Source organism: Streptomyces sp. NPDC058001 (genome assembly GCF_042886315.1).
Taxonomy (GTDB): Bacteria; Actinomycetota; Actinomycetes; order Streptomycetales; family Streptomycetaceae; genus Streptomyces.
The window spans coordinates 540,090-555,774 of record NZ_JBHVQT010000004.1 but is presented as its reverse complement, the minus strand read 5'-3'; the positions used below and the strand labels follow the sequence as shown (position 1 = coordinate 555,774).

Below are 15,685 nucleotides of genomic sequence, written 5' to 3'. Positions count from 1 at the left end.
CGCTTTCAGCCGAGCAGCTTCAGAGAGAGGTCGTAGAGCCGTTCCGCCGCCGTCGGGTCGAACGACGGGTCGTCCAGGTCGGCCGGTTCATGCAGGACGAAGGCGCTCAGGGGCGCGGTCGGCGGGGCGTCGATCCGGGCGACGATCGGCTTGACGCCCTCCGCCACCGGCTTGCCGTACTTCTTCAGGCGGGCGACGTGGGCGGCGGTCGCCGCGTCGAACTCGCCGCGGACACCGGTGGATACGGAACCGGGGTGGATCAGTACGTACCGCCGGCCGTCCGTGGCGTGCCGGGCCGCGTACGCGACGCCGAGCAGGTCGTTGGCCCGGCCCGCCTGGAACTGGGCGGCCATTCCGTCGTAGCCGCGCGTCAGCATGAGGTCGTCCCAGTGGATACGGCCCCCGGGGACGCCGGGCCCGGAGACGTTGACGACGGTCTTCGGGGCGGTCAGACCGTGGCTGAGCAGAAAGCGGCTCAGATAGTCCAGGGCGAAGACGCTCTCGATGCCCTCGGCGGTCTCGTGCCGGGTCGCGCGGAAGTACCGGGCGCACAGCACCAGGGCGTCCACCGCCGGGAAGTCGGCGTTGATCCGCTCGACGACCCGCCGGTTCTCGCTGATCAGGCTCAGGTCCGCCGGCACGAAGACGGCACCCGGCACGGTCTTCGCCTTCTCGGCGTCCCGTCCGACGATGACGACGGTGTCGCCCCTGGCCACATACGTACGCGCGAGTTCCCTGCCCATGCCGTCCGTGCCGCCAGTGATCACCAGGGTTTTCATCAGGATGTCCTCTCGGGTGTGCGTACGGGCGGTTCGTGGGTGGAGTCGCCGGTGGCCCCGGTGGCCCCGGTGGCCCCGGTGGCTGGGGGCAGCAATGGGACAGCGGCCAGGACGACCAGGCTCGCGGTGACGGTCAGCCAGAAGACGTTGCGGAAGCCGGAGATGGCGTCGCCCGAGGTCTCCAGGACGAGCGTGACCAGGGCGACGCCGAGGGCCGCGCCGAGTTGGTTGAGCATGTAGAGCACCGAGCTGCCCTGCGCCACCATCGGCGCGGGCAGCGCCCGGTACAGGGACCCCATCGTGGGCGCGGTCACGGACCCCAGACCCAGGCCGAGGGTGAACGCGGCCGTCGCGGGCCACAGTTCGGGGGTCTCCGCGCCGATCCGGGTGAGCGCGAGACCACTGGCGACGGCCACGACCCCGCCGCCGGTGGCGAGTCCGCGTGCGCCGAGCCGGTCCGAGAGCCGTCCGGCGAGCGGCATCGCGAGGGCGCTGCCGAGTCCGACCGGAGCCATCAGGAGCCCGGCGGCGAGCACACCCCGACCGTGCGCCTGCTGGTAGTAGAGCGGCAGCGTGAACAGCGCCGCGAAGGTGACCAGACCGCTGAGGCCCATGATCGTGACGCTCGCCGAGAAGCCACGGTGTGCGAAGAGCCGCAGGTCGATGAGGGGCGGTGTGCTCCGGGTGCCGGTGCCGGTGCCGGTGCCGATGCCGGTGCCGGTGTGGGTACGGGTGCGCAGGGCGTGGACTCCGTAGCCGATGAGCAGCGCGGCGCCCGCGGTCAGCGGTACGAGGGCCTGCCAGGCGGCGAGGGTGGTCTGTTCGGCGGTCCGGGAGAGGGCCAGGACGAGGGCGGCGAAGCCGGGGCCGAGGAGGGCGAGGCCGAGCACGTCGAGGCGGGGGCCGGGCGCCGGGGTGTCGGTCCGTGCGGGATCGGCCGGGACGACCCGTACCGCGAGCCCGTACGCGATCAGTCCGACCGGCACGCTCAGCAGGAACATCCACCGCCACGGCAGGGCGTTCAGGACGGCACCGCCCGCGATCGGGCCGAGTACCGGGCCGAGCGAAAGGACCACGCCCATCAGACCCATCACCCGGCCCGCCCGGCTCGGACCGGCGGCGCGTGCCAGCAGGATCAGCACCAGCGGATCGAGCAGTCCGGCGCCGACGCCCTGGAGGACGCGGAAGGCGATCAGGCTGCCGATGTTCCACGCGAGCCCGGCGGCCAGCGAACCCGCCAGGAACAGGGCGAGTCCGGTCAGCCACAGCCGTTTGCCGCCGAACCGGTCCACCGCCCAGACGGTGAACGGAATGGTCGCCGTGACGGCCAGCAGGAACCCGGTCGAGGCCCAGCCGACCGTGCCCAGCGAGGTGTCGAGTGCCGAGGCCAGGGTGTCGCTCGCCACCGCGGCCATCGTGCTGTTGAGGATGCCCAGGAGTCCGCCGAGCAGAATCACGGCGATCAGGCCGAGCAGACGTGGGTCCAGACGGTCACCGAGGTCACCGTCCGGCGTTTTTGAACTCATGGGTTCAAGCTAACGATCCGACGAGTTCATGTGCAACCAGCCCGGCCAGATAAATGAACCCGTGGGTACAATGAGCGGCATGGCAGCCACCACCACACCTGGCACCTCCTCGGCGACCGCCCCCCGCCCGTCCCGCGGCCGGATCGACAAACGGCAGGCGATCCTCGATGGCGCCTTCACCGTGTTCGCGCGGCAGGGATACGCCCAGGCGTGCGTCCAGGAGATCGCCGACGAGGCGGGCGTGGCCAAGCCCACCGTGTACAACCACCTCACCGACAAGGCGACCCTGTTCCGGCACGCGCTCGACGCGGCGGCGCGGGCCGCGCTGCACGACAAGCTGGCCGCGCTCGAACCGCTCCTCGCACCCGGCGACGACCTGCGCGCCACCCTGCACGACGTCGGGCTCGCGCTGCTCCGGCTGCACTGCGACGACCGCTCCTGCGCGCTGCGGCGCCTGCTGTACGCCGAGGTCACGCGGTTCCCCGACGCCCTGGTCATCGTCAGCGAGCACGGACCGCACCGCCTGGTGCAGGCCCTCGCCGACCGCCTGGCACGGCTCGCGCTCGCGGGCCGGCTGCACGCAACCGACCCCACGCGGGCCGCCGAACACTTCCTGGCCCTGCTCATCGGCCCGATGGAGGCCCGCTCACAGATGGGCACCCGGGAGATCGCGGACGCCGAACTGGTGGAGGTCACAGGGGCGGCCGTCGAGACGTTCCTACGGGCGTTCGGCGGAGCGGAAGACCGGGGCGCCGCCACGCTCTGATACGCGGGTACGCGCAGACCCGAACACCCGAGTACGCGCACACCCGGACACGCGGTCATCCGGCCCTCGTACCCTCACGCGTCCCAACCGCCCGGGAACTCACGGCACTTGCCGGACGACACGTGGGACATGAGCCGTAACGACCCGGACCCCACCCGGTGCGACCCCGCCTCGTGCGACCCCACTTCGTACGACCCCGACTGGTACGCCGACGACGATCTCTGGGTGGACTTCGCGCCCGCCATGTTCTCCGGTGAACGCGCCGCGTCCGTCGCCGCGCTCGTCCGGGACGCGGCCCTCCTCGACTTCCCGGCCGGGTCCCGGGTCCTCGACCTGTGCTGCGGCCCCGGCCTGTTCCTGGTCCCGCTCGCCGCGCGCGGGTACGAGGTCACCGGCGTCGACCTCAGCCCCGCCATGCTGAAGTCGGCCCGTACCGCCTGCGACACGGCCGGGGCCTCCGTACGCCTGCTCCACGCGGACATGCTCGACCACACCGAACCCGGCGCGTACGACGTGATCCTCAACCTCTTCACGTCGTTCGGGTACTTCGCCGACCCCGCCGACAACCTCCAGGTCCTGCGCAACGCCCGCCGCAGCCTCGCGCCCGGCGGCCACCTCCTCGTCGACGTCATGGGCAAGGAGGTCCTGGCCGGCTGGATCGGCCGCCCGCAGGCCGTGGACCTGCCCGACGGCGCGTATGTCGTCCAGCGCGACACCGTCCTCGACAGCTGGCGCAGGCTCCGTACCGACTGGACCCTCGTACGCGGCGCGACCGCCCGTACCGCCTCGATCCACTCCTTCCTCTACAGCGCGGCCGAACTGCACGACCTGTTCGTGGCGGCCGGGTTCACCGAGGTCGCGTGCTTCGGGGACTTCGACGGCGGGCCGTACGACCAGCACGCGCGGCGCCTCGTGGTCCGAGGCAGAGCCGCCGCCTGACCCCGTCCCGGCCCTCACACCCCCAACCGGAGGACCCGTACGCCATGCAGCAGTTGACGAACCCGGCTCGGTCCTCATGGCGTACGCGCTGCTGCTTGTCGTGGCCCAGCCGCTGCTCGCGGACTGGATCGCCGGACTCCCGTACGGGCGGTCGCTTCGGCTCGGGTTCGCGGCGATGGCCGTGGGGACGGCGGTCATCGGGGCGGGCGGAGTCGCAGGGACCGATACGGGGACGGATACCGGTACGGCGGTCGGGGTCGGGATCGTGCTCGGGGCGGTGCTGCTCTGTTTCGCGGAGACCGTGCTCTTCCTCCGTAACGACTTGGAGGCGCTGGAACGTTCCCGGGCGCCCGCCGCGACCGTCTTCGGCCGGCAGCGGCTGGCGGCGGGGCTCGGCGCCTTCGCCGCCGCCCTGTTCGGCGGCCCGTTGTACGGGGCCGCCGAACAGGTGGGTGACGCGGCCGTGTTCTGGTTCGCGGTCAGCGTCCAGAGCGTGGTGCTGCCGATGGCGCTGTGGGGTGTGTCGGTCCGACGGAAGCGACGGAAGCGACGGAAGCGACGGAAGTGATGGAAGCAACGGACGTGTTGGAATTTTCGGGAGCATCGGATGCGTCGGATGCGGCGGCAGGTGTGAGGGTCGGCTCGGTCCATACCTCCGCCAAGTCCCGGCGGGCCCGAGCCACTCGGGACCGGATCGTCCCCACGGGACAGCCGAGCGCGTCCGCCGCCTCCGCGTAGGACAGGCCGAGCAGACACGTCAGCACGAACGCCTGTCGGCGGCCGGTTTCCAGCGCGTCGAGGGCATCGGCCAGTGCCACGGACTCCTCGAATCCGGGCAGATGGCGCGGTTGCGCGCGATCGGCGGCGCCGAGCCAGTCGGTGGTCTCGGCGATCCGGGGCCGCGCGGCGGCCCGCCGGTACCGGTCCACGACCACGCGCCGCGCGATGGCCAGCAGCCAGGACCGCGCGCAGGACCGCCCGGCGAACCCGCGCAGACTCGTCAGCGCGCGCAGATAGGTCTCCTGGGTGAGGTCGTCCGCGCCGCGTACGTCGGCGGTGAGATGGGCGACGAAGCGGCGTACGTCGTCGTAGGTGGCGTGGACGAAGAGTTCGGCGGCGCGCCGGTCGCCGAGACCGGCGGCGATGGCCCAGGTGGTGACCTCGGCGTCGCGTTCGTCACGGGCGCGGGTCGTCGGTGTCTCAAGTGCCTTACGGGCAGGGGGAATCGGTGTGCGGGCAGGGGGCATCGCAGATTGTCCTTCGCGTCCGGGCGCGGGGCCCGTGAGGGGGTGGGGAGTCGACTCAGGACGGAAGGAGCGGGGGGCCGCGCCGGGGAACGGCGCGCAACAGGGCGACGGATGCCGGGAGCCGGGCCGGGCGGCGGTCACGTACGGGGACGGGCGCGGCGGGCGGCGGCCCGGAGTAGGCACCGCCGAGTACGGCACCGAGTACGGCGCGGGCGAACCGCAGTCGCGCGCCGACCAGTCGCAGCGGCGCCCCGGCGAACAGGCGCAGGGCACGGGCGAGTTGGCGCAGCGCCCGCTCACCGCGCCAGAGCCACCAGCCGCAGACGGCACCGGCGACGAGGTGGGCGGCGGTCATGCCGGGGGTGAGCCCGTCGAGGACGTCGGCGAGCGATGCGGGGACTTCGGTGGGGACTTCGCCGGGGGAATCGGCGAGGGAGTCGGCGGGGGAGTCGGAAGGTGGCGGGTGGGCGGATCCGTGGGTCATGCCGGGCGCCATGAGGTGGGACCCGTGACCCGGTCGGGTACCGGAATGCGCCGACGAACCGTGATGGGCGACCAGCCCGTACAGCCCGTGCAGGGCGACTTGGACGACAGCGCAGAAGCTGACGACGACCGAAGCGGAACGTTCCGTACGGGTCAGCAGCCAGCCGCCCGCGCAGAGCGGCGGGAGCGCGACCGCGTACGCCCACGGGGACGGCGACATGCCCGACGACAGGGCGTGTCCGAGCCCGGACAGCACGAGGCACACCGCGGCGAGTACCGCGGTGTGGGCGACGCGGAGTCCCGGTCCGGCGCGCATGCCCGCCATGGTGTCAGGCACGTGGGGGAGGCGGGGAAGCGCAACTGATGTGGACGGAACGGCTGTTGAGGGTGGTAATCAGGACACGGGAGTGGCGTGATGCACGTCACATTCGTACGGGGAGGGCTGGGGGAACTTTCGTGCGAGCCGGTCCGACTCCTGCACCGGAAGGCGCGGCGCGGGTCCGGGTCCTGGTGTCGGCGGAGGGGAAGCGGTGGCGATGCGATCGAATCCGGAAGAGACGGCGCCGGAACCGGGGGCGGTGACGGAACCGGAGGAGACGGTGCCGGAGCCGAAGAAGCCCGTCGTGCCCGCGTCCCCCACCCCCCGTACAACGCTCCGCTCCGACCTCCGCGCCTCCCTCCTGGACGGCGCCATCGCACTGCTGGTCACGGCGGCGATCTTCGGCGTCCTCTATCTCCGTATCCGTGCGAAGACGTCATCGACCGTGACGGTGATGCCGTTCATGGCGGATGCGGGCGCGTTCTGGGTGTACTTCCTCAGCCAGGCGTTCGGCTGGTCGGCGCTGCTCTGGGCCTGGGGCACGGTGATCCTGGGCCTGCTCCTGTCGGGCCCGCGCCCGGGGTGGCTGCCGTGGTCGGGCCCGTCCCTGGAACGCCTCCACCGCACCACGAGCCTCAACACGATCGCCCTGATCACCGCCCACGCGCTGCTGTTCGCGGTGGAGTTGATCCGGCACGACACGGACGCGTGGTACGCGCGCGTGGGCACCGCGTTCGTGGAGGCGTTCGTCCCCGGCGGCTACGACTCGGGCACCGGCCGCATAGCGATCCCGGTCGGCCAGGCGGCCCTGTACCTGGCGATACCGCTGGGCCTCCTCTTCTACGTACGCCACCGCATCGGCCCGAAGACCTGGCGCGTCCTGCACCGCTTCGTGATCGCGGTCTACATCCTGTCGGTCTGGCACACCCTCCTGTATGGCACGAACGTCTGGTACGACGGCTGGTTCCGCACCACGATCTGGCTGCTCCAACTCCCCCTGGCCGCCCTGTTCCTGCTCCGCCTGCTCGCCCCGGCCCGCCGCTCGGAACGCCTGCGCGCACTCCGTGACCACCCGGGTTCGGCGACGGGCTGGACGACTCGCCTCACCGGCAGGGTGCTGGCGGCGGGAATCCTGGTGGCTCTGGTGGCGGTACTGGCAACGGGCCGTGACGGTGGCAGAACGGAACCCCCCGAGGACACGTCATCGACGCACAACCACGGGTGATCACCAATCGCGCCACTTGTCGGTGATCTCATGGGCGCCCATGCCGTTGCGCTCGGCGAGGGCGGGTATGTCGATGCCGTGCCCGGTGAGCGTGCGGTGGATGTAGTCGCACAACTCCTCACGCTCCCCGGTCTCGAACCCACTGCCACCGTGAGCTTCATTGATGCCGTTGAGCGTGACGACAACCCGCTCGACCACTCCGAACACCTCGTCGTCCGAGGCCCCCGCGGACAACCCGGCGACCTCGGCCTCGAACCCGGCGAGCGCCCCATCCGTCGCATCGAGCAACGACTCCGGAAACAGCCGCGCCCACACCGCGCACTCAGGCTCCCGCCGCCCCGCGGCCACCTCCTGAGCCTCTTCCACCACACGAACACGCCACCGCTCAGACGGTTTACTGATCATCCCCTCAACGTAGCGCCCCCCACTGACAACACCCCTTGACCAGCAAGAACCCCCGAAACACCCTGGGGCAGGGCATCGGAACCGGCCGCCGGGGCAAGCCGCCGCGGCTACTTCTGTCGGCTGTGGCGGTGGCTGCGCAGTGGCAGTGCGGCAAGCGCGAGCAGAGTGGCAAGTCCGAGCAGCGCGATCGCCCCGGGCACGAGCTGCTTGGCGCGCCAGAGTTGGACGGGCAGTCCGATCCAGGGCACGCGCAATCGTGCGACGCCTTGGAGTGCCGTGGGCCGGATCGGTGTGGAGTCCGGTGTGGAGTTGGCGTCGCCTTTGGTGATCAGGGCGTTGTCGGGAAGTACTTGGTGGACCCGGTGGGTGAGCAGACGGCCGGGTCGGGTGGGGTCCAGGGCCAGCACGATTTGGCCCACGGCCGGTGCGCGGTCGCGCTGTGTTGGCTGGTAGAGGACGACGTCGCCCGGCGCGAGGGCGGGACGCATGGAGCCGGACTGCACCACACCCGCTGTCCAGCCCAGCGCCATCACGGGCAAGTGCGCCCACATCAGCAGCCCCACCATCGAGCCGAGCACGGTACGCGAGATGACCGAGCCCGCCACCCGGATCGGGTGCGGGTCGCCTTCGGCCGTGGGTCGGCGGAGAACACCGGCGGCTGGGTCACTGGGGAGCGTCACTTCTGTTCCCGCGCCTCCCAGGTGAAGGACGCCTCGTTGGTGGCCGCGCCTTGTGAGCTGTTGGGTGCCGTCGGGCTGAACTTCCACACGAAACGGAAGCTCAACGAGTTGGGTGGCTTGCCGGACAGCGTCCAGGGACCCACGCCGGTGCGGAAGTCGGTGTACAGGGCCATGAACTGGTCCAGGGTGCCGTCGAACGCCCTCTTGTGCGGAGTGAAGCCGTTGCAGTCCCCGAAGGTGCCGCCCCTGCCCACCTCGATTTTGAGGTTGATGAACGATTGGAAGTTGCTTGGCCAGTTCGGTGAGTTGCCGTACAGCTTGAGCGCGGTGGGGAAGTCGGCGTTCGACTTGATGTTGATGCAGTTGGAGCCCGTGTCGCCCGGCCGCATGTCGTCGATGCGGAACATGGGTACGTTGCTGTCATTGGCCAGCCCCACCGAGCCGGCGGTCCATGTGTTGCCGCTGTTGCTGCTGGTCCCGCTCCAGTCGGCGTTGGTGGCAGCCCAGACCAGAGCACCGCTGAGCAGTAGTCCGAACGGAACGGGAACCACGTGTGCCAGCACGTTCAGCCAGGGGCGAGCCATCGCCAACTCCGTTCAATTGCTCCGCTTCTGCAGCATATTGTCTCCTTCTGTCTTGCCTGCGGCGGTGCCGCTCCGTGTCGCGATCCGGCGTCTGATGGCGGCTCGATTCCCCGGTGCGGGTTCGCCTGCCCGAAGTGTGAGACCCGCCGCACATCCGCTCCGGGCGCGGGGTGCACTGCCATGACATCGCGCCTGATGACCACCAGCGACCGCTGTCGGCCGAACGACGCAACGCAGTCCGCGTCGGCCGACCACCAGGGCCCGCTCGGCTCGTTCCGGCTGTGCCGATCGACGAGGAAGCGCATGCGGCGCGCGTAACGAGGGGTGGATCAGAGGGCCCGGTCGTGGTTTCGGGACATGAAAACGCCTCCCATCCGCGCCGCACGCGCAGGTGGGAGGCATGATCAAAGAGGTTACTTCTTTTTGCCCTGGTTCTTGACCGCCTCGATGGCCGCTGCCGCTGCGTCCGGGTCGAGGTAGGTGCCGCCGGGGGTCAGGGGCTTGAAGTCGGCGTCCAGTTCGTAGGTGAGGGGGATGCCTGTCGGGATGTTGAGGGACGCGATGTTCTCGTCCGAGATGCCGTCGAGGTGCTTGACCAGGGCGCGGAGGCTGTTGCCGTGGGCGGCGACCAGGACCGTGCGGCCGGCCAGGAGGTCGGGGACGATGCCGTCGTACCAGTACGGCAGCATGCGGGTGACGACGTCCTTGAGGCACTCCGTGCGCGGACGCAGCTCCGGCGGGATCGACGCGTAACGCGGGTCGTCCGACTGCGAGTACTCGGTGCCGTCCGCCAGCGGGGGCGGCGGTGTGTCGTACGAGCGGCGCCAGAGCATGAACTGCTCCTCGCCGAACTCGGCGAGCGTCTGCGCCTTGTCCTTGCCCTGGAGCGCACCGTAGTGCCGCTCGTTCAGTCGCCAGCTGCGGTGGACCGGGATCCAGAGGCGCTCGGCGGCCTCCAGCGAGAGCTGCGCGGTACGGATCGCGCGCTTCTGGAGCGAGGTGTGCACGACATCGGGCAGCAGGCCGGCGTCCTTCAGCAGCTCACCGCCGCGGACCGCCTCCTTCTCGCCCTTCTCGGTGAGATTGACGTCCACCCAGCCGGTGAACAGGTTCTTCGCGTTCCACTCGCTCTCGCCGTGGCGGAGGAGGATCAGCTTGTACGGTGCGTCGGCCATGACCCGAGCCTAATCGACCCCCATGGCCCCCCACCCATGCGTCCGCCCAGTGGCCACCCGCTGCCCACTCGCCGCCCACCGCCCCGTCGATTGACTGTCGCCGTCAATCGACTGGCGCCGCGCGACCCCCTCCTCGTAACGTGTGCTCGGCGCATTAGCCACTTACATCGTCACTGACACACCGGCCGCCGGGGGGACCTATGTCACGCGCACATGAGGGACGGATACGGCGTGCCGTCCGGGAGAGCGTCTCGGGGCTGCCCCGCGCGTTCTGGTGGCTGTGGCTCAGCACCCTGGTCAACCGCCTCGGCGCCTTCGTGGCGACCTTCATGGCCCTCTACCTCACCCTCGACCGCGGGTACTCCGCCTCGTACGCCGGTCTCATCGCCGCACTGCTCGGGCTCGGCGGGGTCGTCTCGTCGATCGGCGCGGGTGTGATGACCGACCGGCTCGGGCGACGCCCTACGCTCCTCATCGCGCAGTCGTCCACGGCGGTGACGGTCGCCCTGCTCGGGTTCGTGCAGCACCCGGTCGCCATCGCGGGCGTCGCGTTCCTCGTCGGTATGGCCAGCAATGCGTCGCGGCCCGCCGTGCAGGCGATGATGGCGGACATCGTGCGCCCCGAGGACCGGGTCCGCGCGTTCTCGCTCAACTACTGGGCGATCAACCTCGGTTTCGCGGTCTCCGCCGCCGGCGCCGGTTTCGTCGCCGAGTACAGCTATCTCGCCGGATTTCTCGCCGAGGCCGCGATGACCCTGATCTGCGCGATCGTCGTCTTCGTCAAGCTGCCCGAGTCGCGGCCCGTCCGCACCGCGCAGGAGAAGGCGGCCGAGCCGGAGGTCGGGCTCGGCCATGTGCTGCGGGACGGGCGGTTCATGGCCGTCGTCGGGCTGTCGCTCCTCGTCGCGCTGATCTTCCAGCAGGGCGCCGTCGGACTGCCGGTCGCGATGGGCCAGGCCGGATTCACACCCGCCGACTACGGCATGGCACTCGCCGTCAACGGTGTCCTGATCGTCGCCCTCCAGATCCCGGTCACCCGTTTCATCGAACACCGGGACCCCCGGCGGCTGCTCGTCCTGTCATCGCTTATCGCGGGGTACGGGTTCGGGCTCACCGCCTTCGCCGGGTCGGTCGGCGTCTTCGCGCTCACGGTCTGCGTGTGGACGCTGGCGGAGATCGTGAACGCCCCCACCCAGACCAGCCTCGTCGTCAGCCTCTCACCGACGCACGGCCGTGGGCGCTACCAGGGCATGTACACCCTGTCCTGGTCGGTCGCGGCCCTCATCGCCCCCCTGATGTCCGGCTTCATGATCGACCGGTACGGCGCGGACTGGCTGTGGGCGGGCTGCGCGGTGGTCGGCACGGTGGCCGCGGGCGGGTACTGGGTCGTGATGCGGGGGCCCGCCGCCAAGGAGACCCCGGCACCGGAATCGGCTCCGAATCCGACACCCGCCCCCACGGACGAGGTCGCAGCCTGACCACATCCGCCAGGGCAACGTCTGAAGAGCCCCGGTTAAGGGGCCCCGGTCAAAGGGCCCCGGTCACAGAGGTCTCGTACGGCGGCTCCTCCGGCAGCAGCCGCCCGGCCTCCTCGACCCGCCCCTCCCGCACCAGCCCACGCACCCGGTGCGCCAACGGCGTCACATCGCTGATCGAGACGATCCACTCGTCCGCGTACCGGTGCGCGGCCTCGCCCGAGAGCCCGAGCTGAAGCGCCCGGTACGGCAGGGGCCGCAGCCGCACATCGCGTTCGGGATCCCACTGCACGCGCGCGGGGGACTGCCGCAACTCCCGTTTCCAGGCGGCCCGATCGGCGTGCACCCCGGGCTTGTAGTGCGACAGACAGGAATGGCTCAGCGCCCACTCGAAACCGCTCCGGGTGATCTCGACGGCGAGCACCACCTGCTGCCCTTCGGCGGTGCCCCAGTCGGAGCGGTACATCATCCACAGGAACGACGGCTTCACCCAGGTCATCCGCTCCCGCCGCCACCCGCCCCCGAACCGTCCGTCACGCGCGGCGGTGTTCCCGATCTCCGGCCCGTACGCCTGATAGACGGTCAGGGTGGTCGGGGTCTGCGCGGCGCGGATCTCACGGACGGGACGGGGGGTCGGGTACGCGGTCGTACCGAACTCGGTCATACCGAACAGGGTGCAGGGCGGCGGTGCGACCGCGCCATCGAAATAGCCCGCGTCAGCATCGCCGCGTCAGCACCGCCGCCTCGGAACCCCCCCGTCAGAACAGGGCGTTGTACTGGTTGAAGCCCGTGCCCAGGGACTTGCGGGCGCCGAACAGTGCCGTGGACGCCTTGCCCGTGCCGGGGTACAGGTACAGCGTTCCCGTCGAGGTGCGGGCGAGGACGTCCGGGATGCCGTCGCCGTTCATGTCGCCGTTGGCCACCATCGCCGTGAAGTTCCAGCCGGTACGCGCCTTGATCCGGCTCGCGAACGGAGTCTTCCCCTTGCCGGTGCCCCGGTAGAGCCACAGCGTCTGGGACTTGTCCCGGACCAGCAGGTCGGCCTTGCCGTCCCCGTTCAGGTCGCCACGGCCGAGCAGCTTCACGCCCTTCCAGGCGCCCTTGACGATCTGGACCTTGCCGTAGAACTGCCCGTTGCCCTTGCCGGGGTAGAGGTAGGCGTTGCCCGACGAGTCGACGGCCATCAGATCGGGCCGCCCGTCCCCGGTGAGGTCCCCGGGCACCGCGTACGAGCTGTAGCCGCCCCACACCGACGACACCTGCATCCACTTCCACGCGCCGGCGTCATGGTCGCGGTACTCCCGGTACAGCTTCCCGTCGGCCTTGTCGCGGATCAGTAGATCCTGGTAGCCGTCGCGGTCGAGGTCGACCTGCATGCCCCAACTGATCGACTGCCAGCCCGCCGACGCGTAGGCGCGCGTCGCGAGCGAACTGCCCTTGCTGTTGAGCTGGAACAGTCCGCCCGACGGGGTCCGCGCCAACAGATCGGCCCGCCCGTCCCACGTCAGATCCGTGTCGTCGATACGGGGCTGAGCCGCCCCGATGTACGAGCTGACCTTGGTGAACACCGGGTACGCGCCCTTGGCCGTACAGCCCTCGACGCCCCAGGACACGATGCCCGCGACCTTGCCGCCGACCACGAGCGGGCCGCCCGAGTCACCGCTGCACGTGGACTTCGTCCCGGCGTCCGCGCCGGAGGCGGGCGTACCGGCGCACACCATGGAGCCCTCGGCGAACCAGTCCGCGCCGAGCACCCCCTTCATGGCCGTATTGCACGTCGAGTCGGCGACCATCGGCAGCGTCACCTTGCGGAGCTTCGCCGACAGGGTCGCGTCGTCGGCGCCGGAGGTGAGGCCCCAGCCGTAGACGGTGCCGCTGGTGCCCGCCTTGTACAGGGCGCTGTCGTCGGACGCGGCGAGCCGGAGCCAACGCTGGTCAATGGCGCGGTCGAGGGTGAGGACCGCGACATCGTTGCGGAGCGTCGTGGCGCTGTACTTCGGGTGCTGCCACTGCCGGTGCACCCCGGCGACGGTCCCGGAGGCCGCGTCGTCCAGATTCGTGGCCCCGGCGAGCACCGCGCCGTTGCGCGACCAGTTGAGTCCGGCGACGCAGTGGGCCGCGGTGAGGACCTTGTCGGCGGCGACGAGCGTGCCGCCGCAGAAGTAGCCCTCGTCCTTGGCGGCGTCGTAGTAGCCGAGCTGCACCATCCACGGCGCCGACGAGATGGCGGTCTCGGCGCCGCCGATGATGAACGGGGTCGGACCGGCCCCGGTCCGCGCGGATCGTGCCGGCGCCCCGGCCTCTTCGGCGGTCGCCCCGGCCGCCCCCACCACGCGCTCGCGCAGTACGGCGTCGGGCGCGGCGGTGTACGGGGACGGGATCGTCGTACCGGCACCGGCCGCCGCACCGCGCCACGGTGCCGGCGTCGCCGACGAGGCCGCGGCGGGCACGGAGAGCGCGCCCCCGGCGAGCGCCGCGGTCAGCGCGAACCCGGCCAGCGCCGCGCCCCCGCGTCTGGACCGCCGGTACCGGTCATGGGCAAGAGTCATTCAGGAACCCCCCTGAGAGTGACGTGAGAGTGGGCCGGGGCAGGGCGTCGTACGCGCACGCGCCTCAGCGTGAAGTCCCGTCGGCACGGTTCGGTTTCGCTCCGGACCGCTCGGTACCGCTTCATACAGCCGACGAACACCGCGGAGCCCCCCTCCGGCGGAGTGATAGTAGGGCCGCGCCGACCCCCCGGACCACGCCCGCCCCGTACGTCCCGCAGGTGTTCTTCCGTCGCGTGCCGGCGGTTGGCCACAGGGACCCGGCCAGGTCGCCCGGCGTTCACCTGACCGGGCACCGGTACTGGCCCGGCACTGGCCCGGCACCGGGCGGGATCCTCGCGATTCGCGCGCGTGTGCGCCGTTGATGCGCCCGGTGGCGTGGGCATGCAATGGGCAGGAGGCGGTGTGCCTCGATGTCCTCGCTGGGAGGGAACCCATGGCCGAGTCCCCGAAGCCCGACACCATTCCCGAGCCGACCGCGACGCCGGGGCTGCCCGCGCTGGTGCTGCTCGGCGCCTGCGGCTGCGGCCCGGGCTGCCAGTGCGGCTGCCAGAGCGGCGGCCCCTGCCAGTGCGGCGGCGCCTGCTGACGCACGCGCAACCGGCAGACGAAGTGCCCCGCACGGTCACCCGTGCGGGGCACTTCGTATGTCCGGAAACCGCGCGCTGTCCGCTGTCCGCTGTCCGTTGTCCGTTGTCCGCTGTCCGTGAGGGAGTCAGGCACCCTCGACCGGCGTGGGCGCGGCGGACAGCTCGTCCGCGTGCTCGCCCGTCACCAGGTACACGACGCGCTTGGCGACCGACACCGCGTGGTCCGCGAACCGCTCGTAGTACCGGCCGAGCAGCGTCACGTCGACCGCCGTCTCGATGCCGTGGTGCCAGCGCTCGTCTATCAGGTGCTGGAACAGCGTGCGGTGCAGCAGGTCCATCTCGTCGTCGTCCTGCTCCAGCTGCATCGCCAGATCGACGTCCTTCGTCACGATGACCTCGGCGGCCTTCGCCATCAGGCGTTGCGCGAGCTGCCCCATCTCCAGGATCGTGGCGTGCAGGTCGTGCGGGACGGCACGGTTGGGGAAGCGCAGCCGGGCCAGCTTCGCGACATGCTGGGCGAGGTCGCCGGAACGCTCCAGGTCGGCGCTCATCCGCAGGGAGGTGACCACGATCCGAAGATCCGTCGCCACGGGCTGCTGCCGTGCGAGCAGGGCTATGGCCCGAGCCTCCAGGTCGTGCTGGAGATCGTCCACCCTCTGGTCGGCGGCGATCACGCTCTCCGCCAGTTTCAGATCGGAGTCGAGGATCGCGGTGGTGGCGCGTCCTATCGCCGACCCGACGAGCCGGGCCATCTCGACCAGGTCCTCGCCGATCGAGTCAAGTTCCTCGTGGTACGCGTCCCGCATGGTGGCTCGTCCCTCTCTCACGTCATCTGGGGGTTCACTCTGGGGTTCAGGGGCCCGTCGATCCCCACGCTCCCACGATCCGGTCCGTACGCGACGGTTTCCGGCATCGCAAGTGAATCACCCCTGTCCCCTCAGTGAAC

17 protein-coding genes are annotated in these 15,685 nt (G+C 70.8%); 6 read left to right on the top strand and 11 right to left on the bottom strand.

The features are described from left to right. Nucleotides 1-5: 5 nt before the first annotated feature. Nucleotides 6-779 (bottom strand): SDR family NAD(P)-dependent oxidoreductase, encoded by a 774-nt coding sequence (locus ACFVT5_RS12305; protein ID WP_389884954.1) that lies wholly within the window; start codon nucleotides 777-779, stop codon nucleotides 6-8. Further along, a complete protein-coding gene (locus ACFVT5_RS12300; protein ID WP_389884951.1) occupies nucleotides 779-2,305 on the bottom strand; it encodes an MFS transporter in 1,527 nt (508 codons plus the stop codon). Before ACFVT5_RS12300 ends, ACFVT5_RS12305 begins: the two co-directional genes overlap by 1 nt. A gap of 79 nt (nucleotides 2,306-2,384) precedes the next feature. Here ACFVT5_RS12300 and ACFVT5_RS12295 point away from each other — a divergent pair, with 79 nt between their 5' ends. The 3 genes from ACFVT5_RS12295 (at nucleotide 2,385) to ACFVT5_RS12285 (ending at nucleotide 4,578) form a co-directional block, all read left to right on the top strand. After that, entirely contained in the window at nucleotides 2,385-3,071 is a 687-nt protein-coding gene (locus ACFVT5_RS12295; RefSeq protein ID WP_389884948.1) for a TetR/AcrR family transcriptional regulator, read from the top strand. Nucleotides 3,072-3,314: 243 nt separating this feature from the next. Continuing rightward, nucleotides 3,315-4,010, top strand: a complete 696-nt coding sequence (locus ACFVT5_RS12290; RefSeq protein WP_389885293.1) for a class I SAM-dependent methyltransferase — start codon at nucleotides 3,315-3,317, stop codon at nucleotides 4,008-4,010. Between the two features lie 76 nt (nucleotides 4,011-4,086). After that, the gene (locus tag ACFVT5_RS12285; protein WP_389884945.1) at nucleotides 4,087-4,578 is read left to right on the top strand and encodes a hypothetical protein; all 492 of its coding nucleotides are present in this window, start codon (nucleotides 4,087-4,089) and stop codon (nucleotides 4,576-4,578) included. Here the strand turns inward: ACFVT5_RS12285 and ACFVT5_RS12280 are convergent. Next, a complete protein-coding gene (locus ACFVT5_RS12280; RefSeq protein WP_389884943.1) occupies nucleotides 4,490-5,257 on the bottom strand; it encodes a sigma-70 family RNA polymerase sigma factor in 768 nt (255 codons plus the stop codon). The two genes, ACFVT5_RS12285 and ACFVT5_RS12280, sit on opposite strands and share 89 nt — an antisense overlap. A 55-nt stretch (nucleotides 5,258-5,312) precedes the next feature. Continuing rightward, nucleotides 5,313-6,056, bottom strand: coding sequence for a hypothetical protein (locus ACFVT5_RS12275; protein WP_389884940.1), 744 nt, complete (start codon nucleotides 6,054-6,056; stop codon nucleotides 5,313-5,315). A gap of 220 nt (nucleotides 6,057-6,276) precedes the next feature. Here ACFVT5_RS12275 and ACFVT5_RS12270 point away from each other — a divergent pair, with 220 nt between their 5' ends. Then, entirely contained in the window at nucleotides 6,277-7,284 is a 1,008-nt protein-coding gene (locus ACFVT5_RS12270; protein WP_389884937.1) for a ferric reductase-like transmembrane domain-containing protein, read from the top strand. Here the strand turns inward: ACFVT5_RS12270 and ACFVT5_RS12265 are convergent, their stop codons facing one another. From ACFVT5_RS12265 to ACFVT5_RS12250, 4 genes are all read right to left on the bottom strand, one after another. Beyond that, complete coding sequence (locus tag ACFVT5_RS12265) at nucleotides 7,285-7,689, bottom strand: hypothetical protein (protein ID WP_389884934.1); 405 nt, start codon at nucleotides 7,687-7,689, stop codon at nucleotides 7,285-7,287. A 107-nt stretch (nucleotides 7,690-7,796) separates the two neighbouring features. After that, a complete protein-coding gene (locus ACFVT5_RS12260; protein WP_389884931.1) occupies nucleotides 7,797-8,369 on the bottom strand; it encodes a signal peptidase I in 573 nt (190 codons plus the stop codon). Next, nucleotides 8,366-8,953: a hypothetical protein gene (locus tag ACFVT5_RS12255; protein ID WP_389884928.1), complete on the bottom strand. Its 588-nt coding sequence runs from the start codon at nucleotides 8,951-8,953 to the stop codon at nucleotides 8,366-8,368. The genes ACFVT5_RS12260 and ACFVT5_RS12255 overlap by 4 nt, the downstream gene beginning before the upstream one ends. A 413-nt stretch (nucleotides 8,954-9,366) precedes the next feature. Beyond that, on the bottom strand, nucleotides 9,367-10,128 hold the full coding sequence (locus ACFVT5_RS12250; RefSeq protein ID WP_389884925.1) for a phosphoglyceromutase: 762 nt from the start codon (nucleotides 10,126-10,128) through the stop codon (nucleotides 9,367-9,369). 200 nt (nucleotides 10,129-10,328) lie between these two features. Between ACFVT5_RS12250 and ACFVT5_RS12245 the strand changes: the two genes are divergently transcribed. Then, nucleotides 10,329-11,606, top strand: a complete 1,278-nt coding sequence (locus ACFVT5_RS12245) for an MDR family MFS transporter (protein WP_389884923.1) — start codon at nucleotides 10,329-10,331, stop codon at nucleotides 11,604-11,606. Between the two features lie 49 nt (nucleotides 11,607-11,655). Here the strand turns inward: ACFVT5_RS12245 and ACFVT5_RS12240 are convergent, their stop codons facing one another. After that, nucleotides 11,656-12,267, bottom strand: coding sequence for a DUF4291 domain-containing protein (locus ACFVT5_RS12240; protein ID WP_389884920.1), 612 nt, complete (start codon nucleotides 12,265-12,267; stop codon nucleotides 11,656-11,658). Between the two features lie 94 nt (nucleotides 12,268-12,361). Continuing rightward, nucleotides 12,362-14,152, bottom strand: a complete 1,791-nt coding sequence (locus ACFVT5_RS12235) for a trypsin-like serine protease (protein WP_389884917.1) — start codon at nucleotides 14,150-14,152, stop codon at nucleotides 12,362-12,364. A 433-nt stretch (nucleotides 14,153-14,585) separates the two neighbouring features. Between ACFVT5_RS12235 and ACFVT5_RS12230 the strand changes: the two genes are divergently transcribed. After that, entirely contained in the window at nucleotides 14,586-14,738 is a 153-nt protein-coding gene (locus ACFVT5_RS12230; RefSeq protein WP_389884915.1) for a hypothetical protein, read from the top strand. A gap of 126 nt (nucleotides 14,739-14,864) precedes the next feature. On the opposite strand, the gene phoU is transcribed toward ACFVT5_RS12230, so the two are convergent. Continuing rightward, on the bottom strand, nucleotides 14,865-15,545 hold the full coding sequence (gene phoU / locus ACFVT5_RS12225) for a phosphate signaling complex protein PhoU (protein WP_389884912.1): 681 nt from the start codon (nucleotides 15,543-15,545) through the stop codon (nucleotides 14,865-14,867). Nucleotides 15,546-15,685 lie beyond the last annotated feature (140 nt).